Source organism: Acidovorax sp. NB1, assembly GCF_005405905.1.
Classification (GTDB): domain Bacteria; phylum Pseudomonadota; class Gammaproteobacteria; order Burkholderiales; family Burkholderiaceae_C; genus Acidovorax.
Map to the genome: position 1 here is coordinate 153,634 of NZ_BJHU01000021.1, position 25,564 is coordinate 179,197.

At 64.5% G+C, this 25,564-nt stretch carries 22 protein-coding genes; 6 read left to right on the forward strand and 16 right to left on the reverse strand.

Annotation, left to right across the window (positions count from 1 at the left end; all coding sequences use genetic code 11):
* Positions 1–28 precede the first annotated feature (28 nt).
* Positions 29–1,504 (reverse strand): aldehyde dehydrogenase family protein, encoded by a 1,476-nt coding sequence (locus tag AvAM_RS09020; RefSeq protein WP_137746740.1) that lies wholly within the window; start codon positions 1,502–1,504, stop codon positions 29–31.
* Between the two features lie 150 nt (positions 1,505–1,654).
* On the opposite strand from AvAM_RS09020, the gene AvAM_RS09025 reads away from it, so the two are divergent.
* A complete protein-coding gene (locus AvAM_RS09025; protein ID WP_137747081.1) occupies positions 1,655–2,560 on the forward strand; it encodes a LysR family transcriptional regulator in 906 nt (301 codons plus the stop codon).
* 40 nt (positions 2,561–2,600) lie between these two features.
* On the opposite strand, the gene nudB is transcribed toward AvAM_RS09025, so the two are convergent.
* The 14 genes from nudB to serA all read right to left on the reverse strand — a co-directional run bounded on the left by nudB (position 2,601) and on the right by serA (position 18,978).
* On the reverse strand, positions 2,601–3,059 hold the full coding sequence (gene nudB / locus AvAM_RS09030) for a dihydroneopterin triphosphate diphosphatase (protein ID WP_137746741.1): 459 nt from the start codon (positions 3,057–3,059) through the stop codon (positions 2,601–2,603).
* A gap of 15 nt (positions 3,060–3,074) precedes the next feature.
* A complete protein-coding gene (locus AvAM_RS09035) occupies positions 3,075–3,884 on the reverse strand; it encodes a CsgG/HfaB family protein (RefSeq protein WP_137746742.1) in 810 nt (269 codons plus the stop codon).
* Positions 3,885–4,018: 134 nt separating this feature from the next.
* Complete coding sequence (gene aspS, locus AvAM_RS09040) at positions 4,019–5,821, reverse strand: aspartate--tRNA ligase (protein ID WP_137746743.1); 1,803 nt, start codon at positions 5,819–5,821, stop codon at positions 4,019–4,021.
* 41 nt (positions 5,822–5,862) lie between these two features.
* Positions 5,863–6,486: a DUF502 domain-containing protein gene (locus AvAM_RS09045; RefSeq protein ID WP_137746744.1), complete on the reverse strand. Its 624-nt coding sequence runs from the start codon at positions 6,484–6,486 to the stop codon at positions 5,863–5,865.
* An 8-nt stretch (positions 6,487–6,494) separates the two neighbouring features.
* Positions 6,495–6,833, reverse strand: coding sequence for an FmdB family zinc ribbon protein (locus AvAM_RS09050; protein ID WP_137746745.1), 339 nt, complete (start codon positions 6,831–6,833; stop codon positions 6,495–6,497).
* 91 nt (positions 6,834–6,924) lie between these two features.
* Positions 6,925–8,376: a sodium:solute symporter family protein gene (locus AvAM_RS09055; RefSeq protein ID WP_137746746.1), complete on the reverse strand. Its 1,452-nt coding sequence runs from the start codon at positions 8,374–8,376 to the stop codon at positions 6,925–6,927.
* A 158-nt stretch (positions 8,377–8,534) separates the two neighbouring features.
* A complete protein-coding gene (gene ubiB, locus AvAM_RS09060) occupies positions 8,535–10,100 on the reverse strand; it encodes a ubiquinone biosynthesis regulatory protein kinase UbiB (protein WP_137746747.1) in 1,566 nt (521 codons plus the stop codon).
* On the reverse strand, positions 10,097–10,708 hold the full coding sequence (locus tag AvAM_RS09065) for a hypothetical protein (RefSeq protein ID WP_137746748.1): 612 nt from the start codon (positions 10,706–10,708) through the stop codon (positions 10,097–10,099). The genes ubiB and AvAM_RS09065 overlap by 4 nt, the downstream gene beginning before the upstream one ends.
* 57 nt (positions 10,709–10,765) lie before the next feature.
* Positions 10,766–11,812, reverse strand: a complete 1,047-nt coding sequence (locus AvAM_RS09070) for a Tim44 domain-containing protein (RefSeq protein WP_137746749.1) — start codon at positions 11,810–11,812, stop codon at positions 10,766–10,768.
* Between the two features lie 36 nt (positions 11,813–11,848).
* On the reverse strand, positions 11,849–12,580 hold the full coding sequence (gene ubiE, locus AvAM_RS09075; protein ID WP_137746750.1) for a bifunctional demethylmenaquinone methyltransferase/2-methoxy-6-polyprenyl-1,4-benzoquinol methylase UbiE: 732 nt from the start codon (positions 12,578–12,580) through the stop codon (positions 11,849–11,851).
* A gap of 182 nt (positions 12,581–12,762) precedes the next feature.
* Positions 12,763–13,185 carry a gamma-butyrobetaine hydroxylase-like domain-containing protein gene (locus AvAM_RS09080; protein WP_137746751.1) on the reverse strand — a complete coding sequence of 141 codons (423 nt, stop codon included), beginning with the start codon at positions 13,183–13,185 and terminating at the stop codon, positions 12,763–12,765.
* A gap of 97 nt (positions 13,186–13,282) precedes the next feature.
* Positions 13,283–13,714: an HIT family protein gene (locus tag AvAM_RS09085; RefSeq protein ID WP_137746752.1), complete on the reverse strand. Its 432-nt coding sequence runs from the start codon at positions 13,712–13,714 to the stop codon at positions 13,283–13,285.
* An 8-nt stretch (positions 13,715–13,722) separates the two neighbouring features.
* Positions 13,723–17,640, reverse strand: coding sequence for an FAD/FMN-binding oxidoreductase (locus tag AvAM_RS09090; protein ID WP_137746753.1), 3,918 nt, complete (start codon positions 17,638–17,640; stop codon positions 13,723–13,725).
* A gap of 108 nt (positions 17,641–17,748) precedes the next feature.
* Positions 17,749–18,978 (reverse strand): phosphoglycerate dehydrogenase, encoded by a 1,230-nt coding sequence (gene serA / locus AvAM_RS09095; protein WP_137746754.1) that lies wholly within the window; start codon positions 18,976–18,978, stop codon positions 17,749–17,751.
* Between the two features lie 298 nt (positions 18,979–19,276).
* On the opposite strand from serA, the gene ugpB reads away from it, so the two are divergent.
* The 5 genes from ugpB to ugpQ all read left to right on the forward strand — a co-directional run bounded on the left by ugpB (position 19,277) and on the right by ugpQ (position 24,434).
* Positions 19,277–20,593: a sn-glycerol-3-phosphate ABC transporter substrate-binding protein UgpB gene (gene ugpB, locus AvAM_RS09100; RefSeq protein WP_137746755.1), complete on the forward strand. Its 1,317-nt coding sequence runs from the start codon at positions 19,277–19,279 to the stop codon at positions 20,591–20,593.
* Between the two features lie 120 nt (positions 20,594–20,713).
* Complete coding sequence (ugpA, locus tag AvAM_RS09105; protein ID WP_137746756.1) at positions 20,714–21,595, forward strand: sn-glycerol-3-phosphate ABC transporter permease UgpA; 882 nt, start codon at positions 20,714–20,716, stop codon at positions 21,593–21,595.
* A gap of 1 nt (position 21,596) precedes the next feature.
* Complete coding sequence (ugpE, locus tag AvAM_RS09110) at positions 21,597–22,448, forward strand: sn-glycerol-3-phosphate ABC transporter permease UgpE (protein WP_137746757.1); 852 nt, start codon at positions 21,597–21,599, stop codon at positions 22,446–22,448.
* Positions 22,449–22,519: 71 nt separating this feature from the next.
* Positions 22,520–23,524, forward strand: coding sequence for a sn-glycerol-3-phosphate ABC transporter ATP-binding protein UgpC (gene ugpC, locus AvAM_RS09115; protein ID WP_137746758.1), 1,005 nt, complete (start codon positions 22,520–22,522; stop codon positions 23,522–23,524).
* Between the two features lie 166 nt (positions 23,525–23,690).
* Positions 23,691–24,434, forward strand: coding sequence for a glycerophosphodiester phosphodiesterase (gene ugpQ, locus AvAM_RS09120; RefSeq protein WP_137746759.1), 744 nt, complete (start codon positions 23,691–23,693; stop codon positions 24,432–24,434).
* Positions 24,435–24,545: 111 nt separating this feature from the next.
* Here the strand turns inward: ugpQ and AvAM_RS09125 are convergent, their stop codons facing one another.
* Positions 24,546–25,532, reverse strand: a complete 987-nt coding sequence (locus AvAM_RS09125; RefSeq protein ID WP_137746760.1) for a tripartite tricarboxylate transporter substrate binding protein — start codon at positions 25,530–25,532, stop codon at positions 24,546–24,548.
* Positions 25,533–25,564 lie beyond the last annotated feature (32 nt).

Below are 25,564 nucleotides of genomic sequence, written 5' to 3' on the forward strand. Positions count from 1 at the left end.
TGTGTGTCTCCTGTGTACTTGGTGGCGTTCAGCGGTGGCTGAAGCTCGCGCGGAAGGGCTTCTTGGGAACGACGACATCCTTGATGTCGCAGAAGAACTCGAAGCTCCAGTCCCCGCCCTCGCGGCCCACGCCGCTGCGCTTGATGCCACCGAACGGCGCGGCCAGATCGCGGATGCCGAAGCTGTTGACCCAGATGAAGCCGGTGCGCACCTGCTGCGCCACGGCGCTGGCATGCTCCGTGGCGCCGTAGCACACACCGCCCAGGCCGTAGTCCGTGCCGTTGGCCAGGGCGATGGCTTCCTCGTCGCTGTCGAAGCTTTGCAGTGTGAGCACCGGGCCGAAGACCTCGTTCTGCACGATCTCGCTGTCCTGGCGCAGATCGGTGAGCATCGTGGGCTGGTAGTACTGCGCGCCGAAGGCGTGCGGCGCGCCGCCCCAGAGCAGCGTGGCGCCGTCGGCCACAGCGCGCTGCACGAAGCCCTGCACGCGCTCGAGCTGGCGCGGGTGGATGATGGGGCCGACCTCGGTGACCTCGTCGCGCGGATCGCCTACGGTGAGCTTTTCCACATAGCCGCGCAGCGCGGCGACGAATGCATCGTGCACCTTGCGGTGGACCAGAAAGCGCGTGCCCGCCAGGCATACCTGGCCGGCATTGCGGTACATGAGCGCACCGGTGGCGGCGGCGTTGTCGATGTCGGCGTCTTCCAGCACGATGAAGGCCGACTTGCCGCCCAGTTCCAGGCTGCAGGGAACGAGGTTGGCGCCGGCAGACTGTGCGATCCACTTGGCCGTGGGCACCGAGCCAGTGAACGAGATGCGCGCCAGGCGCGGGTCGCTGACCAGGCGCGCGCCGGTGCTGGCGCCCGCGCCCTGCACGATGTTGAACACCCCGGGCGGCAGCCCGGCCGCGTGCGCGCAGTCGGCCAACAGGCTGCTGGTGAGCGGCGCCCACTCTGGCGGCTTGACGATGACGCAGTTGCCTGCGGCCAGCGCCGGGCCCAGCTTCCAGGTGGCCAGCATCAGCGGCGCATTCCAGGGCGTGATGATGGCCACCACGCCGGCAGGGTCGTGGCGCACGATGTGAGTGGCCTGCTCGGTCTCGATAGTGCGGTCCTGCAGGCTCAGCGCATGCTCGGCGAACCAGGTGATGTTCAGCATGGCGCGCGGCACCACGCCGTGCTTCATGCGCGAGAGCAGCACGCCCGCGTCGTTGGATTCGAGCGTACCGAAGTCATTGGCACGCTTGCCGATCTCGGCAGCGAAGCGGTCGAGGTACGGCTTGCGCTCGGCGGCCGTGAGCGCGCTCCACGCCGGAAAGGCGCGTGCGGCTGCGGTGACGGCTGCGTCCACATGCGCGGGCGACCCCTCGCTGATGCGCCCCAGCAGCGCCTGGTCGATGGGCGAGTGCAGGTCAAAGCGCATGTCCGACGCCTCGCGCTGGCCGTCAATGTAGTGGTGGGGCGATACGGCAATGCCGGCGACGTTCAGCGTGTCGGTGCTCAAGGGAATTCTCCGGTCAGACAACAAACGGGGTCAGGCAACCTTGACCAACCGTCGCGGAGTATCTGCAGCCGGTTTCTTGACCACAATCAATGCTTTCTTACAGATTGTGAAGATGATCTAATGAATGGCATCACTGCCATCCGTGTGCCTATGTCCCTGCCCCATTTCACGCTGCGCCAACTGGAGGCTTTCGTCACCGTCGCCGAGATGCGCAGCTTCACGGCCGCTGCCGACCGGCTGGCGCTCACGCCTTCGGCCGTGAGCCAGTTGGTGGGCGAACTGGAGGATGTGCTGAACTTCAAGCTGTTCGAGCGCAGCACCCGCCGGGTGGGCATCACCAGCGCGGGGCGCGAGTTTTTGGCCTCGGCCGAATCGGTGCTCAAGCACCTGCGCATGGCCCAGACGGCTGCGAGCGATGTGCGCAACCGTGCAGCCGGGGTCGTGCGCATTGCCGCCCCACTGGTGGTGGCCAGCGTCATCCTGCCCCGGGCCATCAAGGCCTACCAACAAACGCGGCCCAAGGTGCGCATCCATATCCGCGACGCACCGGTGGAAAAACTGGTCGATGCCGTGGCCAGCGGCGACGCTGACCTGGCCCTCGGACCGGACCGCGCCTGCGGAGAGGACATTGCACGCACCCCGTTGTTTGAAAGCCCCTGGGTGCTGTGGTGCGCCCCCACCCACCCGCTGGCGCGCCAGCGCAGCGTGACCTGGGCCCAGTTGCACGCCCACTCCCTGGTGGCAGCAGGGCGCGACCATGAGCGCAGCGTGGCCCAGATGCACACGGGTCTGCCCACGGAGCAGCGCGTGAAGCCGGTGGAGATCGTGGACAACATTTCCACTGCACTGGGCCTGGCCGCTGCCGACGTGAGCGCCACGCTCGCCCCCGACTACGTCGGCGCATTGGCCAAGCCGTTGGGACTGGTGCGGCGGCGCATTCTGCAGCCCGAAGCCATGCGCTACGTGTGCCTCTACAGCCCCACGCAACGCGCCACCTCACCCGCCGCCGAGGGGTTTGCCGAGCATTTGGTCAAGCTGCTGGCCAGGCCGCAGTAAACCGGGGCTTCACGGCCTGCCCACGGCCGACTTCAGCGCCTCAAACGAAACGCGGCAGCAGAAGACAGGCCTCGGCATTCGAGGCCGAGAAACAGCGGTCGGCCGCCTCGCGCCAGGGCAGCCATTCGAAGGCCACATGCTCGCGCGGACTGAGCACCACCGGCGTACCGGCTGGAACGCACAGGCCGAATACCCGTTCGCGGTTGAACACCACGCCAGGCGCATAGCGGTGGCGCCACTGCGGCCAGATGTCGTAGACGTTCTCCAGCAGCCAGTCGCTCAGCACACAGCCGGGGGCGTACACGTCGATGCCCGTTTCTTCCCGCACCTCGCGCGCCGCTGTGGTTTCCCAAAGTTCATGGGGATGGTCCTTGCTGCCGGTGACACATTGCCAATGCGCCCCGCCGTCCGCGCGGTGCATCAGCAGCACATCCAGTGCCGGGGTGTGGATCACCACCAGCACAGACTCGGGGATCTTGAAGGGCCGCTGCTGCTCCATCGCCGCCGCCGGGGGTCAGGGCTTGGTTTTGGTCGCCACCGGGGGCGGCAGCTCCTTGGCCTGCAGCGCACGCACTTGCACCACCAGCTGGTTGTGCGCATCCAGGAAGGCGGCTGCGATCACCTTGCCCTCGTTGGTATTGCTCCAGCCTGCACCGGCTGCGCCGCCGAGCTTGCCGAACACCAGGCCTCCGACCCCCAGGTCGGTGGTGCGGGCAGCGCCCGTGGCCGCAGCCACCTGCTCGGTGGTTTCGTTGTCGGACAGCAGCAATGCCGTCTGCGCCTCTTTGAACTTGACCTGTTCCACCATCCCAGCAAGGCCGGCAATGTCGCGCAGCACCGGAATCATGGCGATCACCCCGGCCAGGCCCCGGCCTGCATCCTGCTCGCTGAACGTGAGGCTGGGCGTGAGCGTGTACTGCGCCTCATAGCCCTTGCCTTTGGCCACTGTGGAGTTGTTCTTGCGCAGGATGCCTGCGTCCTTCAGCTCCTGCTCCTGTATCGTGCCTTTCAGGCCCGCCGCCCGGTCCACCACCCGGAAACACCCGCTTTGCTGGGCCAGCAGCTTGACCAGGGGCACCGGCGATGCCGGCAGTTGGTAGCCCGACCCCATGATGTAGCCATTGGGGTTTTCGGCCAGTGCCAGCGTGGCCACCGGGGCGTCGCAGCGCACCAGTTCCTTGGCGGCGTTCTGCGCGCCTTGAGGGCCTGCCGAGCCGGTGACGACCGCCCCCCCCTGCCCCAGCTCGGTCTTCTTTTCGCCGCAGCCCGCCAGGGCCAGCAACGCCGTGGCACAGGCTACCGCCTGCATCGTCTGAAAACGCATTGAGAACTTCCTTTGTGCGCCAGCGGGGGCCGGCCAGTAAAAAAGCGGCCCGGGCTTGAAGCCCGTGCCGCTTAGTGGTGCGATGCCCCGAAAGCGCATCTGCAGCGATCCATGGAATCGAGAAACGCCCCGGATCAGGCAGCCTTGATGGCGTCCGGGTTGCGCAGGCGGATGTGCAGCTCGCGCAGCTGCTTCTCGTCCACCGGCGATGGCGCCTGCGTGAGCAGATCCTGGGCGCGCTGGGTCTTGGGGAAGGCGATCACGTCGCGGATCGACTCGGCGCCGGTCATCAGCGTGATCAGGCGGTCCAGGCCGAAGGCCAGGCCACCGTGCGGGGGCGCGCCGTACTGCAGTGCATCCAGCAGGTAGCCGAATTTGGCCTGCGCATCCTCGGCCGAAATCTTGAGGGCGGTGAACACCTTACTCTGCACGTCGGCGCGGTGGATACGGACCGAACCGCCACCCAGTTCCCAGCCGTTCAGCACCATGTCGTAGGCCTTGGCCAGGCACTTGGCCGGGTCGGTGTCCATCAGATCCTCGTGGCCGTCCTTCGGGCTGGTGAAGGGGTGGTGCACGGCGGTCCAGCGGTCTTCTTCCTCGTCGTGTTCGAACATGGGGAAGTCCACCACCCACAGGGGTGCCCAGCGGCTCTCGAACAGGCCACTCTTCTTGCCGAATTCGCTGTGGCCGATCTTCAGGCGCAGCGCGCCGATGGAGTCGTTGACGATCTTTTCCTTGTCGGCGCCAAAGAACAGCAGGTCGCCGTCTTGCGCACCGGTGCGCTTCAGAATCTCGGCTATGGCGGCGTCGTGCAGGTTCTTCACGATGGGCGACTGCAGGCCGTCACGGCCATTGGCCACTTCGTTGACCTTGATCCAGGCCAGGCCCTTGGCGCCGTAGATCTTGACGAACTCGGTGTAGGCGTCAATCTCGCCGCGCGAAATCTGCGAGCCACCGGGCACGCGCAGGGCCACCACGCGGCCACCCTTGGTGGTGGCGGGGGCGGAGAACACCTTGAAGTCCACGTCCTTCATCACTTCGGTCAGCTCGGTGAATTCGAGCTTCACGCGCAGGTCGGGCTTGTCGGAGCCGAAGCGGAAGGCCGCCTCCTGGTAGGTCATGATGGGGAATTCGCCCAGGTCCACACCCAACTGGGTCTGGAACACTTCGGTGATCATGCGCTGGAAGATGGCGCGGATTTCTTCCTCGTTCAGGAACGAGGTTTCGCAGTCGATCTGCGTGAACTCGGGCTGACGGTCAGCGCGCAGGTCTTCGTCGCGGAAGCACTTGGTGATCTGGTAGTAGCGGTCGTAGCCGGCCACCATCAGCATCTGCTTGTAGAGCTGGGGCGACTGGGGCAGCGCAAAAAACTGGCCGTCGTGCACACGGCTGGGCACGAGGTAGTCGCGCGCGCCTTCGGGCGTGCTCTTGCCCAGCATGGGCGTTTCGATGTCGATGAAGCCTTCCTTGTCCAGGAAGTTGCGCACCTGGATAGCGGTCTTGTAGCGCAGCATCATGTTGCGCTGCATGTGCGGGCGGCGCAGGTCCATCACGCGGTGGGTAAGACGGGTGGTTTCCGACAGGTTCTCGTCGTCCATCTGGAATGGAGGCGTGACGGACGGGTTGAGCACGGTCAGCTCGTGGCACAGCACTTCGATCTGGCCGCTCTTGAGCTTGTCGTTGGTCGTGCCAGCAGGGCGCGCGCGCACCAGGCCCTTGACCTGCACGCAAAACTCGTTGCGCACGTCTTCGGCAGTCTTGAACATCTCAGCGCGGTCGGGGTCGCACACCACCTGCACGTAGCCTTCGCGGTCGCGCAGGTCGATGAAGATCACGCCACCATGGTCGCGGCGGCGGTTCACCCAGCCCGACAGGGTGACGGTTTGGCCCATCAGGGCTTCGGTCACAAGACCGCAATAGTGGGAACGCATGGCCATGGCAAAAACTTCCGGCGCCCGAGGGGCGCGTTAAAAGGGATTCACTTACTGGGGGAAACGAGCGTGGGGTCTGCAGGAGCGACCACGCCCATCGAAACAATGTATTTGAGGGCGGCGTCCACGCTCATGTCGAGTTCAACGCAGTCGCTCTTGCGCACCATCACGAAGTACCCGCCCGTGGGGTTGGGCGTGGTGGGCACGTACACACTCACGAATTCGTCGCGCAGGTAGGCCGCTACTTCGCCGTTGGGCGCGCCGGTGACAAAGGCCACCGTCCAGACGCCCTCACGGGGCCACTGCACCAGCACTGCTGTGCGAAAAGCGTTGCCGCTTTCGGAAAACAGCGTGTCGGACACCTGCTTGACGCTGGAGTAGATGGAGCGCACCACCGGGATACGGTGCACCAGGGCATCGCCCCACTGCACCAGCTTGCGGCCTGCAAAGTTGCTGGCAACGGCGCCCACCACGAGCAGGATCAGCAGGGTGAGCACCACACCAAAGCCGGGCACATGGACACCCAGCAGTTTGTCGGGATGCCATGCGACGGGCAGGATCTGCAGGGTCTGGTCGAGCGTGCTCACAATCCAGTTGAGCACCCATGCCGTGATGACACCGGGAACGATGACCAGAAGACCCGTCAACAGCCATTTGCGCAAGGCAGCCATGCAGATCCTCAGCTCGAAGAAACAGGAGCAGAACTGCCACTGGCGCCTGATGCGCTTGGGCTAGCAGCTTCCTTTTTAGGAGCATCACCCGTGCTGGCAGGGGCTGCCGCCTCGGTGGAAGCGCCCGATTTGGCTTCCGTCGCCGGTGCGGAGTTGCCACCGCTGCCACCCCGGAAATCAGTCACATACCAGCCCGAGCCCTTGAGCTGGAAGCCTGCCGCCGTGACCTGCTTGGAGAAGGCCTCGGCCCCACAGGCGGGGCACACCGTGAGGGGCGCGTCAGAGATTTTTTGCAGCACATCCTTGGCATGGCCGCAGGAGCCGCATTTGTAGGCGTAAATAGGCATGTCAGTGTGTTGAGGGAAAGTGCAAAACCCTCAATTATAGGCGGCATGCCTGCCCCTCAAGCCCCGCGCCATGGGCACAGAGGCCAAGCACTCAGCGGGCGCTGCCTTCGTAGTGGGTGACATGGCCCTTGTGGTCATCAATCCACTGCGGCGCCAGAGAACCCCCGATCATGCCCACCAGCGCGGCCAGCACACCAGCGAGCTGCTGCGGGAACGCCTCCGACAGCATGGGGCTGGCCACAAACAGTAGCCACACACCCAGACCCATCGCCACGGCCAGCAGCGCCCCTTGGGTCGTGGCACGTTTCCAGTACAGGCCAAAAACCAGAGGCACAAAGGCACCTACCAAAGGCACCTGGTAGGCACCGGACACCAGTTCATAGATCGAGGTGCCTTGCATGGTGATGGCATAGGTCAGCACACAGGCAGTGAACACCAGCACCGAGATCCGCATGGCCTTGAGTGTCTGCTGGTCGGTCATGCCGGGGCGCAGGTTGTGCAGTATGTTCTCCACAAACGTCGTCGAGGGCGCCAGCAGGGTGGCGGACGCCGTGGACATGATGGCCGACAGCAATGCGCCAAAAAAGGCCACTTGCAGCATGATGGGCATACGCTCCATCACGAGGGTCGGCAGCACCTTCTGCGGATCTTCATTGAGCAGCGTCTGCGCCGTTTCGGGCATCACCAGCACAGCGGCCGTCACCACAAACATGGGGATAAAGGCAAACAGCAGGTACAGCACCCCGCCAATCACGGGGCCTTTGCGCGCAGTTTCAGGGCTGTTGGAGGACATCACGCGCTGGAACACATCCTGCTGCGGGATGGAGCCCAACATCATGGTGATGGCGGCGGCAATGAAGAATGTCCACTCCTTGAGCCCTCCGCTCGGGAAAAACTGGAATTTGCCCTCACGCGCCGCGTATTCCACCACCTTGCCAGCGCCCCCCGCTAGGTCGGCAGCAAACCAGGCAATGGCCAGCAGGCCCACGCCGATCACAATCATCTGCACGAAGTCGGTCATGGCCACAGACCACATGCCGCCATACAGCGTGTAGACCAGTACCACCAGCGTCCCGATGACCATGCCCAAAGTGACCGACACGGCTCCCTGCGTGAGGAGGTTGAAGACCAGGCCCAAGGCGGTAATCTGCGCCGCCACCCAGCCCAGGTAGCTGAACATGATGATGGCCGAGCAGGCCACCTCGATCACCCGCCCATAGCGCTGACGATAGTAATCACCCAGCGTGATCAGGTTCTTCTGGTAGAGCTTGTAGGCAAAAAAGAGGCCCACCAGCACCAGACACATAGAGGCGCCGAAGGGGTCCTCGACCACAGCGCCCAGGTTTCCACTGACGAAGCGGGCCGAGACCCCCAGCACGGTCTCCGACCCAAACCAGGTCGCAAACGTGGTGGCGATCACCACGGCCAAAGGCAGGCTGCGCCCTGCCACTGCATAGTCTGCCGTGTTGTGCACGCGGGTCGCCGCATACAGACCCACACCAATCGAAATCAGCAGATACAGAACAATGAATGACAACAGCATGGGCCGCTCCGAAGCTCCAAGGGGGTTGCGAAAAAACAGGACGCGCAGCGGGCACCTCGTGCGTCCGCGCTACTGCACCGGGAAGACCAAGAGGCTCTGGCCCCTTTTCCAAATTCGTAACAAAAGTCGCTGCGGATTATGAAGGCAACTTTTGTGCCTCAGAACACCCGGATCCGCATGAAGAGCTGCATGGCCAGCAAGCCCAGCACAAATCCAACACCGCCATAGATGATGGACTGCAGCAGCCGGTTGGTGCGTTTCTGGGTCTCCAGCAATTCCTTGAGCAGATGTTGCTGGTCGGCAGGCCGCTGCCGCAGCGCGTCGTAGAGCAGGCGTGGCAGCTCCGGCACCAGCTTGGCGTAGTGCGGCGCCTCGGCGCGCAACTCGCGCCACAGGCGCTGGGGACCCATCTGCTCCAGCATCCACTTTTCGAGGAAGGGCTTGGCGGTGCTCCACAGGTCCAGGTCCGGGTCCAGCTCGCGGCCCAGGCCTTCGATGTTGAGCAAGGTCTTTTGCAGCAGCACCAGCTGCGGCTGGATCTCGACATGAAAGCGCCGCGAGGTCTGGAACAGGCGCATCAGCACCATGCCGAGCGAGATTTCCTTGAGAGGGCGGTCGAAATACGGCTCGCACACCGCACGGATGGCCGATTCGAGGTCATTCACCCGGGTCTCGGGCGGCACCCAGCCACTTTCGATGTGCAGCTCGGCCACCCGTTTGTAGTCGCGGCGGAAGAAGGCCACGAAGTTCTGGGCGAGATATTCCTTGTCCGATTCGGTGAGCGTGCCCACGATGCCGAAATCGAGCGAGATATAGCGGCCGAAGGTGGCCGGGTCCAGACTGACCTGGATGTTGCCCGGGTGCATGTCCGCATGGAAGAACCCATCACGGAACACCTGGGTGAAAAAGATGGTCACGCCGTCGCGCGCCAGTTTGGGAATGTCCACGCCCGCTTCGCGGAGGCGGTCGATTTGGCTGATGGGCACGCCGTTCATGCGCTGCATCACCATGACCTCGGCATGGCAAAAGTCCCAGAAAATTTCTGGGATCAGCACCAGGTCCAGCCCCTGCATGTTGCGGCGCAGCTGCGCGGCGTTGGCGGCCTCGCGCACCAGATCCAGCTCGTCATGCAAGTAGTTGTCGAACTCGGCCACCACCTCTCGGGGCTTGAGGCGCTTGCCGTCGGCCGACAGGCTCTCCACCCACCCGGCCATCATGCGCATCAGGCTCAGGTCCTTCTCGATCACCGGCAGCATGCCGGGGCGCAACACCTTGACTGCTACCTCGCGCTCCACCCCCTGGCGGTCGCGCAGCGTGGCAAAGTGGACCTGGGCGATCGAGGCGCTGGCCACGGGTGTGCGGTCGAACGAGACAAACACCTCGCCCACCGGCCTGCGGAAGGCACGCTCGATGGTGGCAATGGCCACATCCGGATCGAAAGGCGGGACGCGGTCCTGCAGGCGCGCCAGTTCGTCGGCGATATCGGGGGGCAACAGGTCGCGGCGCGTGGAGAGCACCTGGCCGAACTTCACGAAAATGGGCCCCAGGCTCTCCAGCGCCTCACGCAGCCGCTGGCCGCGCGGTGCGTCCAGATTGCGCCCGACCGACAGGATGCGCGAAATCATCCGCAGCCAGGGCTTCTGGAAACTGTCGAGCACCAGGCCATCCAGGCCATATCGGAACACCACCCAGAGGATGGCCACCCCCCGCAAAAAGCGCTTCATGCGTCGGCCCGGTCGTTGCCTGCGTGGGGCGACAAGGGCGCGGCCGGGGCCAGCGGGGCGGACGCGGGCGATGCGCCTGCCCCAGCCATGCGCGTCCCCACAAACTGGCGCAGTGCCTGGGCGCCACGGCTGGCCACCTGGGCCACGGTGTGGGCCGGTGCGTCACCAATCACGCGGGCCAGGTCTTCCTCGACATCCCAGCGTACATGGTCCACCAGCCAGTTGATCTCGGCCGCCAGCTGCACATCGCCTTCGATGCGGATGGCGGGCTTGTCGCCGCGCAATGCGCCCTGGGCCAGGGTGAAGGGGGAGGTTTCGGTGACGTGCAGCTGCAGATCCGGCACAGCCGTCTCGGGGGCCAGGTTGAACAGGCCCGCAGGCGTGATGACAAGCGCCAGCGAATACACCCGCCACTGCACACGGGCAACGCGGCCCTTTTGCCGCACCAGGCGGTCCATGGCCTCTTTTTCCTGCATCAGCACATGGTTCAGGAACAGCACCAGACGCTGCTGCACCTCATGCACAAGCCATTGCGGGGGTTGCGGACCGGCGGCCACGCGCTCGAAAAGGCCGTCCAGAAAAGAAAAAGGGGACTGTGGTGTTGCCATAGTCCCCGATTATTCCCTGAACTGGAAAGCCCCTTGCACAGGGGCTTGCGTCTTTCTTTACTGGAGGGCCTGCACGCCTGCCACCAGCCAGCCGCTGCTACCCGCCTTGGGCTTGGTCATGTTCCACACCTCGCGGAACGGGCTCGGGCCGGCCGAGGGCTCCTCGCGGATCATGCCGGAGAACTCCACGCTGGCCATGTAGCCGTCGCCCAGGTCTTCGATGCCCAGCAGCTGGGCTTCGATCATGACCACGTCCGTGTGGTTGGGCTGGGCGCCCCGGTGGGCTTCACGCTCGGTCAGCTGCGTGCGGATTTCGTCCAGCATGCCGTCCGTCATCATGGAGCGCAGGGTGCTGATGTCCGAGCGGTCCCACGCAGCCTGCAGCGTGACGAAGTTGCGCTTGGCGGCCGACAGGAAACCTTCGGTATCGAAGTCGGCCGGGACACCCCAATTCTGTGCACCCGACAGGCCCGAACCAATCACCACACCCGCACCCACGCCGCCACCCTGCGCGCCGCGCGAGGCATCAAAGGCCATGCTGTTGCGCTCCCAGGGGCGCGCCGAGGCATCATTGCCCACGTTGTTGGGGCTGTACTGCGGAGGCACTTGCGCCGCCGCAGGCGTTGCGGCACCTGCACCGGCGCCTGCGCCCTGGAAGGCAAACGGTGATCCGCCAGCCGCTGCGCCACCGCCATTGCCCGCCCCACTGCGCGCGCGCATCACCAGCTTGAAGACCACAAACGCTGCCACGGCCAGCAGCACGATCATCAGGATGTTGCCAAAACCTGCACCCAGCCCCAACGAGCTGGCCAGCCAGGCCAGACCGAGGCCCGCTGCCAGGCCGCCCAGCATGGCGCCCCAGGGCTTCTTGGCCGGTGCTGCGGGCGTGGCCGCAGGTGCAGCCGCCGGTTTGGGCGCTGCAGCACTGTTGACATTCTGGGCAGGGGCGCCGGGCGCGGCGGGCGGCTGCGTGGCCGACTCGCGCTGCGTCACGTTGCTCGACTGCTTGCCCGTCGATTTGCCACCACCCAGCCGCCGGGCGTCAGCATCTGCGTGTGCCAACGCCAGCATCGCGACCAACACCACAGACCACAGTTTCATCATGACTTCTCCGTCTCCGTTAATCACCGAGCAACATGCTCAGCACTTGATTCCAACATGCAGGGCCACAATGCCCCCCGTCATGTTGTGATAGTCCACATGCCCAAAGCCATTTTTTTGCATGAGGCTTTTGAGTTCTTCCTGCCCGGGGTGCATGCGGATCGATTCGGCCAGATAGCGGTAGCTGGAATCGTCGCCCGCCACCAGCTTGCCCAGCTGGGGCAGCACCTTGAACGAATACCAGTCGTAGGCCTTCGAAAGCGGCTTGGCCACTTTCGAGAACTCCAGCACCAGCAGCTTGCCGCCCGGCTTGAGCACGCGGCACATCTCGGCAATCGCCTGGTCCTTGTGTGTCATGTTGCGCAGGCCAAACGCCACGCTCACCACGTCGAAATGCGCGTCGGGGAACGGCAGCTTCTCTGCATCGCACACCAGGGTGGGCAACACCACGCCCGCGTCGATCAGGCGGTCGCGGCCCACGCGCAGCATGGCTTCGTTGATGTCGGTGTGTACCACCCGGCCGGTGGCGCCCACCTTTTTGACGAAGGCCAGCGACAAGTCGCCCGTGCCCCCCGCGATGTCCAGCACCTGACTGCCTTCGCGTAAGTTGGCCACCATCACGGTGTAGGCCTTCCAGGCACGGTGCAGACCCGCCGACATGAGGTCGTTCATCACGTCGTATTTGGAGGCCACCGAGTCGAACACACCGCGCACATGGCGGGCCTTGTCCTTCTCATCCACCGACTGAAAACCAAAGTGGGTCGTGCTCATAAGTTTCATGCTAGGCGCGCAAGCGCCAGAGGTACAGCGACAACCCCGCACCGAAATGGGGCTTGTGTCGCAATTTGGACAACACCATTCAAAGAAAAAACAGCCGCTACCGCCCGTCTATATTGGCCTTGCAGCTCTTTCTTTAATAGCAAACCAGTCAACAAGGGCTTCTGTGGCCGCGCTCAGTGGCTGCCGCAGCCATGGCCGCCAGCACCACCTTTGGGCAGCATCGGGGCATCGCGCTCGACCCCGGCTGCCGCCAGGCGCTCGGTGTACTGGGCCCACAGGGCTTCCTGCTGCTGACCCAGTTCGTAGAGGTAGTCCCAGGTGAAGATGCCACTGTCGTGCCCGTCAGAGAACGTGGGCTTGACGGCGTAGTTGCCCACGGGCTCCAGGTTCACCAGCGCCACATCGCGCTTGCCCGTCTGCAGCACCTCCTGGCCGGGGCCGTGGCCCTGCACCTCGGCCGAGGGCGAATACACGCGCATCAATTCGAAAGGAATGCGGAAGGTGGCGCCATCGGAAAACCCGACCTCCAGCACCCGCGAGGTCTCGTGCACCGTGAGTGCTTGCGGCGTGGGCGCGCCTGCTTTCAAACCTGCCATGGGACTCCCCTGATAAGAGAAAACTGTGTTGTGGATTGTGGCCGAGCCCCACCATCGCGACCGGCATGGGCCGGGCACCGCGCCGCCAGGGGCTTGATCAAGGCAAGGGCAGCTCTGCCAGCCGCAGCCGCAAGGCCGCCTCCAGCCCAGGCAGCAGCGCACGCACGGCGTCTTCCTGCGCGGCCGGGCTGGGCCGCTGGGCGGGCGCCCATACGGGCGACGGGAAATGGCTGTCCCAGCCGAAGCGGGCAATCACATGCCAGTGCAGGTGAGGCACCATGTTGCCGAGCGCAGCAATGTTGACCTTGGTGGGGGCCAAGTGCTCACGCAGGACCTGCTCCACCACCGTCACCGACTCCATGCAATGGGCGCGTTCGGCGGCCGACAGGTCTGAGAACTCGGCCACATGTGCGTTCCACACCACGCGGTACAAGGCCGGGAAGCCCGCCTCCTGGGCGCGGATCACGCGCAAACGTTCACCGCGCCAAATGAGCGCGCCGCCGTCTTCCGCGCACAGGGGGCACGCCATGTCCGCCATCAGACAAGCACCCGCTCGATGCCGCCGCCGTTGGCGCGCTCCACATACTCCGGCATCCAGTTCTCACCCAGAATCTCGCGCGCCATCTCGACCACGATGTAGTCGGCTTCGAGCAAGCCGTTCTGCAGGTCGTCCTGGTAGCGGTTCAGGCCCTGCAGGCAGCTGGGGCAGCTGGTGAGGATCTTCACGTTGTCCTGGGCGGCCACGGCGCCGCTTTCGCGCAGCTTGGCCTCGCCCTTGCGGATTTCTTCTTCCTTGCGGAAACGCACTTGGGTGGACACGTCGGGCCGGGTCACGCCCAGCGTGCCCGACTCGCCGCAGCAGCGGTCGCTCTTCAAGACCTGCTCGCCCACCAGCGCCTTCACAGTCTTCAGCGAGTCCTGCTGCTTCATGGGGTTGTGGCAGGGTTCGTGGTACAGGTATGCGCCCTTGCCTTGCAGCTGGATGCCCTTTTCGAGCAGGTACTCGTGGATGTCGATGATGCGGCTGCCCGGGAAGATCTTGCCGAATTCGTAGCCCTGCAACTGGTCGTAGCAGGTGCCGCAACTCACAACCACGGTCTTGATGTCCAGGTAGTTGAGCGTGTTGGCCACACGGTGGAAGAGCACACGGTTGTCCGTGATCATCTTCTCAGCCTTGTCGAACTGGCCGCTGCCGCGCTGCGGGTAGCCGCAGCACAGGTAACCCGGTGGCAGCACCGTCTGCACGCCCGCGTGCCAGAGCATGGCCTGGGTCGCGAGACCGACCTGCGAGAACAACCGCTCCGAGCCGCAGCCGGGGAAATAGAACACCGCCTCCGTCTCGGCCGTGGTGGTGGCCGGGTTGCGGATGATGGGCACGTAGTCCTTGTTCTCGATGTCGAGCAGCGCGCGCGCCGTCTTCTTGGGCAGGCCGCCGGGCAGCTTCTTGTTGATGAAGTGGATCACCTGCTCCTTGACGGGCGCGGTGCCCACCGTCGCAGGCGGTTTGCCGGTCTGCTTGCGGGCCACCTTGCGCAGCAGGTCCACCGCGACACGCTGGGCCTTGAAGCCCACGTCCACCATGGCGCTGCGCATGAACTTGATGGTGTCCGGGTTGGTGGCGTTGAGCATGGTCATCGCCAGCGCGTTGCCGGGGCGGAAGGTCTTCTTGCCCATCTTGCGCAGCAGGTTGCGCATGTTCATGGTGACGTCGCCAAAGTCGATCTTCACCGGGCAAGGGCTCTCGCACTTGTGGCACACCGTGCAGTGGTCGGCCACGTCTTCAAATTCCTGCCAGTGCTTGATGCTCACGCCACGGCGCGTCTGCTCTTCGTACAGGAAAGCCTCGACCAGCAGCGAGGTGGCCAGGATCTTGTTGCGCGGGCTGTACAGCAGGTTGGCGCGTGGCACGTGTGTGGAGCACACGGGCTTGCACTTGCCGCAGCGCAGGCAGTCCTTGACCGAATCGGCAATGGCGCCGATGTCGCTCTGCTGCATGATCAGCGACTCGTGGCCCATGAGGCCGAAGCTCGGGGTGTAGGCGTTGGTCAGATCCGCGTGCATCACGCCAGAATTCGAAGCTAAATTCGCCCCTGCCGCGCTTCCATCATGGCTTGATAGCTCCTGATTTCGGAGCAACTTACCCTTGTTGAAGCGGCCTTCCGGGTCCACCTTCTGCTTGTACTGCGCGAACGGGCGCAGTTCGTCGTCGGTCAGGAATTCGAGCTTGGTGATGCCAATGCCATGCTCGCCCGAGATCACACCATCCAGGCTGCGCGCCAGCACCATGATGCGCGCCACGGCCTCGTGCGCCGTCTGCAGCATCTCGTAATCGTCGCTGTTGACGGGGATGTTGGTGTGCACATTGCCGTCGCCCGCATGCATGTGCAGCGCCACCCATACGCGGCCCTTGAGCACGCGCTTGTGGATGGCCACGGCCTCGTCCAGGATGGGCTTGAAGGCCGCACCGGTGAAGACGGCCTGCAGCGGGGCACGCAACTGGGTCTTCCAGCTCGCACGCAGCGTGTGGTCCTGCAGCTGGGGGAACAGCGTTTCCACATCGTGCAGCCAGCCCTGCCACAGGGCGCGCACCTCTTCGACCAGGGCGATGGCTTGGGCCACGCGGTCTTGCAGCAGCTCGGGCGAGGGCACTTCATCGTCGGCGTCGTGCTTGCCCAGCGGCAGGTTGCCGCGTTCGAAGAACTCGGTCAGCGCGTCGCACAGCTTGAGCTTGTTGCGCAGGCTCAGTTCGATGTTGATGCGCTCGATGCCGTCGGTGTACTCGGCCATGCGGGGCAGCGGGATCACCACGTCTTCATTGATCTTGAAGGCGTTGGTGTGGCGGCTGATGGCCGCCGTCTTCTTGCGGTCAGCCCAGAACTTCTTGCGCGCATCGGCCGTGATGGCCACAAAGCCTTCGCCGCTGCGGGTGTTGGCCAGGCGCACGACCTCGCTGGTGACGCGGGCCACGTCGTCAGCGTTGTCGCCGGCAATGTCGCCAATCAGCACCATCTTGGGCAGGCCGCCGTTGCCCTTCTTGCTCTTGGTGGCGTAGCCCACAGCCTTCAGGTAGCGGTCATCCAGATGCTCCAGGCCCGCCAGCAGCACGCCACTGCGCTTTTGCTCGGCAAACATGAAGTCCTTGATTTCCACAATCGAAGGCACGGCGTCCTTGGCGTTGCCGAAGAACTCCAGGCACACGGTGCGCGTGTGCTCGGGCATGCGGTGCACCACCCAGCGCGCGCTGGTGATGAGGCCGTCGCAGCCCTCCTTCTGGATGCCGGGCAGGCCCGACAGGAACTTGTCCGTCACGTCCTTGCCCAGGCCTTCCTTGCGGAAGGTGCGGCCCGGAATTTCAAGACGCTCGGTGCGCACGGGCGTCTTGCCATCGGCCTCGAAATACTGCAGCTCGAAGGTGGCCACTTCCACGTCATGGATCTTGCCCATGTTGTGGTCCAGGCGCGTCACCTCCAGCCACTGGGCGTCAGGCGTGACCATGCGCCAGCTGGCCAGGTTATCGAGCGCGGTGCCCCACAGCACGGCCTTTTTGCCGCCTGCGTTCATGGCAATGTTGCCGCCGATGCAACTGGCCTCGGCACTGGTCGGGTCCACGGCGAACACAAAACCTGCGCGCTCGGCCGCATCGGCCACGCGCTGGGTGACCACACCGGCCTCGGTCCACACCGTGCCCACCTCGCGGTCCAGGCCCGGCAGGCGGCGCATCTCCACCTCGGTCATGGCTTCGAGCTTTTCGGTGTTGATGACCACGCTCTTCCACGTCAGCGGAATGGCGCCGCCGGTGTAGCCGGTGCCGCCCCCACGGGGAATGATGGTCAGGCCCAACTCGATGCAGCCCTTGACCAGGCCGGCCATCTCGACCTCGGTGTCGGGGGTGAGCACCACGAAGGGGTACTCCACACGCCAGTCGGTCGCGTCAGTCACGTGGCTCACGCGCGAGAGGCCGTCGAACTTGATGTTGTCCTTGGCCGTGAGGCGGCCCAGGGTTTTCTGGATCTGGCGGCGCAGCTGCGTGGCCTGCTCGAACTTGGCATCGAATTCGGTCACGGCGCGGCGCGCGGCCACGACCAGCTCGCCCACCAGGCGGTCACGCCCGGCGTCATCGGCCGGGGTGCGGCGCTTTTCGATTTCGGCCAGGCGGTGGTGCAGGGCCTCCACCAGCAGCTTGCGGCGGCCGGGGTTGTCCAGCAGGTCGTCCTGCAGATAGGGGTTGCGTTGCACCACCCAGATATCGCCCAGCACCTCGTACAGCATGCGTGCCGAGCGGCCCGTGCGGCGCTCCTTGCGCAGCTGGTCCAGCACATCCCAGGAGGCGGAGCCCAGCAGGCGGATCACGATCTCCCGGTCGGAGAACGAGGTGTAGTTATAAGGAATTTCACGCAGACGGGCGGGCTCGGCGGCCTGCGTCTGCAAGGCCGCCAACGCGATCGGTACATTCATGGGGGTCTACCTGGGGTGGGGGCGCGATTTTAAGCCACCGGCCTCCGCCCTGCCGGGCAGGGGGAAGCCACACAACGCCAAACGGCCGGGCAATGCCCAGCGCCAACGTCAGAACAGCACGCGGCTGCGCAGGGTGCCGCCGACCTTGGCCAGCTTGTCCAGCGCCAGGTCGGACGAGGCGGCGTCGATGTCGATCACCACATAGCCGATCTTCTCGTTGGTCTGCAGGTACTGGGCCGAAACGTTGATCTGGTTGTCCGAAAAAATGCGGTTGATTTCAGACAACACCCCTGGCACGTTGCGGTGGATGTGCAGCAGGCGGTGCTTGCCGGGGTGGGCGGGCAGCGCCACCTCGGGGAAGTTGACCGAGGACGTGCTGGTGCCGTTGTCGCTGTACTTCACCAGCTTCTCTGCCACCTCCAGGCCAATATTGGCCTGGGCCTCCATGGTGGAGCCGCCGATGTGCGGTGTCAGGATCACGTTGTCCAGCCCGCGCAGGGGCGACTGGAACTCGTCCTTGTTGGTGCGTGGCTCGACCGGGAACACGTCGATGGCCGCACCCAGCAGCTTTTTAGCCTTGAGCGCCCCGGCCAGCGCTTCAATATCCACCACCGTGCCCCGCGCCGCGTTGATGAGGATGCCGCCCGGTTTCATGGCAGCGATTTCGGCGGCGCCGATCATGCCCTCGGTGGACGGCAGTTCGGGCACATGCAGGCTCACGATGTCGCTCTGGCCCAGCAGGTCGTGCAGGTGTTGCACCTGGCGCGCATTCCCCAAAGGCAGCTTGTTGACCACGTCAAAAAAGGCCACGTGCATGCCCAGCGCCTCGGCCAGCACCGACAGCTGCGTGCCGATGGAGCCATAGCCCACGATGCCCAAGGTCTTCCCCCGGATTTCGTAGGCGTTGTCGGCGCTCTTGAGCCAGCCGCCCCGGTGCGCCACAGCGTTTTTCTCGGGCACACCGCGCAGCAGCAGGATGGCTTCGGCCAGCACCAGCTCGGCCACCGAGCGGGTGTTGGAATACGGCGCGTTGAACACCGCGATGCCACGCTCCCGCGCCGCGTTCAGGTCTACTTGGTTGGTGCCGATGCAAAAACAGCCCACGGCCACCAGCTTGTGCGCCTGGGCAAACACTTCTTCGGTGAGCTGCGTGCGCGAGCGGATGCCCACAAAGTGCACATCGGCAATCTTGCGCTTGAGTTCCTCGTCCGGCAGTGCGCCAGACACCGTCTCGATCTGGGTGTAGCCCGCTGCCCGGATCACATCCACCGCAGAGGAATGAATGCCCTCCAGCAACAAAAATTTGATCTTGTTCTTGTCGAGCGAATTGAGGGCCATGGCTTTAGAGGGATTGGTTTAAAAAAGGAGGCCGCAACCCCCGGGAAGGAAAAACGCGGCCCGTGAAATGGCGAACGCCACTATGCACCAAGCATGCTGCAACGCACAAAACCTTGCAGCACCGGGCAATTGGCTGCGAGACTGTCACAAAAGGGTCACAATCGCTCCCCTTGCGGGTACCCCACGGGGTTTCCCCCGTTGTTACAGGCAACTGCGTCTGCGACAACGACACACTCCCGTCACATTGGCTGCCTACCCTCCGGCCTTTGTGCATTTCGTCATTCTTGGAGATACATACATGCAACTCAAGCATCTGGCGCTCTCTGCGGCCATCGCGCTGTCCGTCTGTGCCCCGGCACAAGCACAGCAACAACCGGTAGAGATTCAGTGGTGGCATTCGATGAGCGCAGCGCTTGGCGAATGGGTCAATGACCTGGCCAAGCAATACAACGCCAGCCAGACCAAGTACAAGGTGGTGCCCACCTACAAGGGCACCTATGACGAATCCATGACAGGCGCCATCGCGGCCTTCCGCGCCGGCAATGCCCCCCACATCCTGCAGGTGTTTGAAGTGGGCACCGCCACCATGATGGCCAGCAAGGGCGCCATCGTGCCCGCAGCCAAGGTGCTCAACGACGGCGGCTTCAAGTTCGAACCCACCCAGTACGTGTCGGCCGTGGCCGGTTACTACACCGCCCCCAACGGCCAGATGCTGAGCTACCCGCTCAACAGCTCCACCACGATCTTTTATTACAACAAGGACGCCTTCAAGAAGGCAGGCCTGGACGCCGACAAGCCGCCCAAGACCTGGCCCGAAGTATTCGCTGCCGCGTCCAAGCTGAAGGCCAGCGGCCACAGCTGCCCGTTCACCACCAGCTGGATCAGCTGGACACAGCTGGAAAGCTTCTCGCTGTGGCACAACACCCTGTTCGCCACCAAGAACAACGGTTTTGACGGCAACGACGCCCAACTGCAGATCAATACCCCCCTGCACGTGCGCCACTTCGAGAACCTGGCCAAGGCCTCCAAGGAAGGCAGCTTCGTCTACAAGGGCCGTGGCAACATTCCTGATGCCTCGTTCCCTTCGGGCGAATGCGCCATGATCACCGGCTCGTCGGGCCTGTACGCCCGCGTGGCCAAGGAAGCCAAGTTCGCCTATGGCATCTCCACCCTGCCCTACTACTCTGACGTGCAGGGCGCACCCCAGAACACTGCCATCGGCGGCGCCAGCCTGTGGGTGATGTCGGGCAAGAAGGCCGAGGAATACAAGGGCGTGGCCGACTTCCTGAACTTCCTGAACGACACCAAGGTGCAGGCCGCCAGCCACCAGCGCACGGGCTACCTGCCTGTGACCATGGGCGCCTACCAGCTGACCGAAGCATCGGGCTTCTACACCAAGAACCCCGGCACCGACGTGGCCGTGACGCAGATGATCAAGAAGGCGACCGAGAAGTCGCGCGGCATCCGCCTGGGCAACTTCGTGCAGATCCGCTCGATCATCGACGAGGAAACCGAGCAAATCTGGTCGGGCAAGAAGTCGCCTAAGGAAGCCCTGGACACGGCCGTGACCCGTGGCAATGAGCAGCTGGCCCGCTTCGCACGCGCCAACAAGTAAACGCTGCCTAGCATCTGCCGATACCGCCGGGCAATACTGCCAGGTGGCGTCGAAAGCCCGCCGCCCCGTCAACCACCATGGTTCACGGGGCGGCGGGGTTTTCTTTTTGAGAGTTCCGACATGGAAAAACGCGTACTTTTCCGCTCTGCATGGCTGCCGTGGGTGCTTCTGGCCCCTCAGCTGGTCATCATCAGCGTCTTCTTTTTCTGGCCTGCAGGCCAGGCCCTGGTGCAGTCCTTCCAGATGCAGGACAGCTTCGGCATGTCCACCGAATGGGTGGGGCTGGACAACTTCAAGCACCTGTTCGAAGACCCTGGCTACCTCGCCTCGTTCAAGACCACGGCCTTCTTCTCGATACTGGTGGCAACGGTGGGCATCTGCCTGTCGCTGATGCTGGCGATCTTTGCCGACCGCATCATCAAGGGCGCCATGGTCTACAAGACCGCGCTCCTGCTGCCTTATGCCGTGGCACCCGCTGTGGCGGGCGTGCTCTGGATGTTCATGTTCTCGCCCTCGCTGGGGGTGGTGGCCTACATGCTGCGCCAGTCGGGCTTTGACTGGAACCACATGCTCAATTCCGACCACGCGATGGCGCTGATCGTGATTGCCGCCGTGTGGAAGCAGATCTCCTACAACTTCCTGTTCTTCCTGGCAGGCCTGCAGTCCATTCCCAAGTCGCTGATCGAGGCGGCCGCCATCGACGGCGCAGGCCCCTGGCGCCGGTTCTGGAGCATCCAGTTCCCGCTGCTCTCGCCCACCACCTTCTTCCTGCTGGTGATCAACGTGGTGTATGCCTTCTTCGACACCTTCGCCATCGTGGACGCCACCACGCAGGGTGGCCCGGGGCGCGACACCGCCATCCTGGTCTACAAGGTCTACCACGACGGCTTCAAGGCCATGGACATGGGCGGCTCGGCAGCGCAGTCGGTCGTGCTGATGGCCATCGTCGTCGTGTTGACGGTCATCCAATTCCGCTACGTCGAGAAGAAAGTGCAGTACTGAAATGGTTGAACGCAGTCCTTATCTCACCGCGTTCTCGCACCTCATCATGGTGCTGGGCGTGATCATCGTCGGCTTCCCGCTGTACCTGGCCTTTGTGGCCTCCACCCACACGGCGCAAGACATCGTGCAGGTGCCCATGCCCATGGTGCCCGGTGGCAACTTCTGGCAGACCTACCACGACACGCTGTTTGGCGGCGGCTCGGGCGCGGGCTCCACCGCGCCCGTGGCGCGCATGATGTGGGTGAGTTTTGTCACCGCCATCGTCATCACCGTGGGCAAGATCGCGATCTCGCTGCTGTCGGCGTTTGCCATCGTGTACTTCCGCTTCCCCTTCAAGGGCATCTGCTTCTGGCTGATCTTCATCACCCTGATGCTGCCCGTGGAAGTGCGCATCGGCCCTACCTACCAGGTCGTCTCCAACCTGGGCATGCTCAACAGCTACGCGGGCCTCACGGTGCCGCTGATCGCCTCGGCCACGGCCACCTTCCTGTTCCGCCAGTTCTTCCTCACCGTGCCCGACGAGCTGGTCGAAGCCGCGCGGGTGGACGGCGCGGGCCCCATGCGCTTCTTCAAGGACATCCTGGTGCCGCTGTCGCGCACCTCGATCGCTGCGCTGTTCGTGATCCAGTTCATCTATGGCTGGAACCAGTACCTGTGGCCGCTGCTCGTGACCACGTCGGAAGACATGTACCCCGTGGTCATCGGCATCAAACGCATGATTGCTGGCGGCGACGCAGGGAACGAGTGGAACATCGTGATGGCCACAGCCCTCCTGGCCATGCTGCCCCCGGCCTTTGTGGTCGTCGTGATGCAGCGCTGGTTCGTCAAGGGTCTGGTGGATACGGAAAAATGACAAAAACACAAGCCAAAACAGCCCCTACCGCCTTATCCATCTGCGCTAGCAGCTACTAATTTAATAGCAAAATGGCATCTCTCTCTCTTCGCAACATCATCAAGCGCTACGGGCACGGGCCCAAGGCCAACCAAGTCATCCATGGCGTGAACGCCGAGATCAAGGACGGCGAATTCGTCGTGATCGTCGGCCCCTCGGGCTGCGGCAAATCCACGCTGCTGCGCATGGTCGCGGGCCTGGAAGAAATCTCGGGTGGCGAACTGCGCATTGGCGACCGTGTGGTGAACGACCTGGAACCCGCCCAGCGCGATATCGCCATGGTGTTCCAGAACTACGCGCTCTACCCCCACATGACGAACTTCGAGAACATGGCCTATGGCCTGAAGATCGCCAAGGTGCCCAAGGATGAAATCCAGCGCCGCGTGGACAAGGCCGCCAAGATCCTCGAACTCTCGCACCTGCTGGAGCGCAAGCCCCGCGAACTGTCCGGCGGCCAGCGCCAACGCGTGGCCATGGGCCGCGCCATCGTGCGCCAGCCGCAGGTGTTCTTGTTCGACGAGCCCCTGTCGAACCTGGACGCCAAGCTGCGCGCCCAGACCCGCCTCGAAATCCAGAAGCTGCACCGCGAACTGGGCATCACCAGCCTGTTCGTGACGCACGACCAGGTCGAAGCCATGACGCTCGCGCAGCGCATGATCGTGATGAACGCGGGCAACATGGAACAGTTCGGCACGCCCGAAGAGGTCTACCACACGCCCGCCACCACCTTTGTGGCCAGCTTCATCGGCTCGCCCCCCATGAACCTGCTCAAGAACGCGCCCGGCGTGCAGCCCGGCACCATCCTGGGCATCCGCCCCGAGCACCTGGACGTGCGCAGCGAAGGCTGGGCCGTGACGGTGGAAACCGTGGAACTGCTGGGCGCCGAGCGCCTGATCTATGGTCGCATCAACGGCGAACAGGTCATCGTGCGCGTGGAAGAAGGCACCCATGCCCCGGCGCCCGACACCGTGATCCACGTGCAGCCCCGCACCGACCGCCTGCACGCGTTTGACGCCACCACGGGGAAGCGCAAGTGACAACCCCCTGAGCGGCTGCGCCGCTTCCCCCTTCTCTCGGCTGCGCCGGGAAGGGGGACGACGCCCTCGATGCGGGGCGGCCCTTTCTCGGCGTCCCGCGCCATGGTCCGCGCCAGTATCCACAGCAGCGCGCCGCGCACATTACAAGGTACAAGGCAATTCGACGATGTCCCCCAACTGGCCCTACCCCCGCTGGATCGCCCACCGAGGCGCTGGCAAGCTGGCCCCTGAAAACACCCTCGCCGCGTTCCGCCTGGGTGCGCAGCATGGCTACCGCATGTTCGAGTGCGATGCCAAGCTCAGCGCTGACGGCGTGCCGTTTCTCATGCACGACGCCACGCTCAACCGCACAACCAGCGGCCACGGCACCGGTGGCGACCAGCCCTGGAGCCAGCTCGCGCAGCTGGACGCGGGCAGCTGGCATTCCCGCAGCTACGTGGGTGAGCCCCTGCCCACGCTGGAGAACCTGGCGCGCTACTGCATCGCCAACGGGTTCCTGCTGAACATCGAGATCAAGCCCACGCCGGGGACCGAAGCCACCACCGGCAAGGTGGTCGGCGAACACGCCGCGCGCCTGTGGCAAGGCCAGGCCGTGCCGCCGCTGTTCTCGTCCTTCCAGCCCGATGCGCTGGAGGGTGCGAAGGCCGCCGCGCCCCACATCCCGCGCGCGCTGCTGCTGGACACCCTGTGGGAGGGCTGGGCCGATGTGGCCCAGCGGCTGGGCTGCGTGGCCATCGTCTGCAACCACGCCTTGTGGGACACAGCCCTGGTGGCCCAGATCAAGGGCCTGGGCATGCGAACCCTGAGCTACACCGTCAACGACGACTGGGCCGCACAGCGGCTCATCGCGCTGGGCACCGACGGCATCATTACCGACCGCGTGGACTTCTTTTCGCCCGCCACGCTCTAGGGCGCGCCTTCACGCCAAACCCGCGCCAAGCCAGCGCCACAGTGGAAACGGCTTTGCCGGGCCAGGGGTGGCGTCCCCCTTCAGGGGGAAGGCGCGCAGCGCCTCAGGGGGTCAATCGAGTTTTGCTCCCGACTTCTTCACCGCATCCGCCCAGCGCGGCATCTCGGCGGCCAGGAACTTCGCGAAATCGTCCGCACCCAGAAACGCCGGGTCGGCCCCCTGGCTCACCATGCGGCTCTTCACATCGGGCGACTGCATGACCTGGCCGAAGGCATCGCTGAGCTTGGCCACCACGTCCTTGGGCGTGCCTGCGGGCGCCAGAAAGCCGTAGAAACCCACCACCTCGAAGCCCTTGATGCCGCTCTCGATCACCGTGGGCACATCGGGCAGCGCAGGGTTGCGTTCCTTGCTGGTCACGGCCAGGGCGCGCACCTTGCCCTGCTTGTGGTACGCAGCGGCCTGCGGAATGCTCTCGGCCATGAACTGCACCTGGCCGCCCATCAGGTCGGTGAACGCGGGCGCGCTGCCCCGGTAGGGGATGTGCACCATGAACAGGCCCGTGGCGGTCTTGAACATCTCGGGCACCAAGTGGCTGATGCCACCGTTGCCCGCCGAGCCAAAGTTGACCTGGCCGGGCCGCGACTTGGCATACGCCATGAACTCCTGCAGGTTCTTGGCGGGCACGCTGGGGTTAACCAGCAGCGCCAGCGGCTGCATGGCGGTGCGCGCAATCGGTGTGAAGTCCTTGAGCGTGGCATACGGCAGGCGGCTGTACAGCGCCGGGTTAATCACCATCACGCCCGTGTTGGCCAGCATGATGGTGTGGCCGTCGGCGGGGGCCTTCATCACATCCTGCGCCCCCACGGTGCCGCCCGCGCCCGCCTTGTAATCCATCACCACCGGCTGGCCGAGCACGGCCTGCAGCCGGTCGGACAACAGGCGCGCATGCTGATCCAGCGGGCCGCCCGCCGGGAAGCCGACCACGATGCGCACGGGCTTGGACGGAAAGCTGGCAGCGGTTTGCGCCGATGCCGCCACGGAGAGCAGCAGGCCAGCCGCCAGGGTCCAGCAGGTTTTCAGCGCGATCTTGGATTTCATTGTTGTGTCTCCGGAGTTGGGGAAAAAAGCAC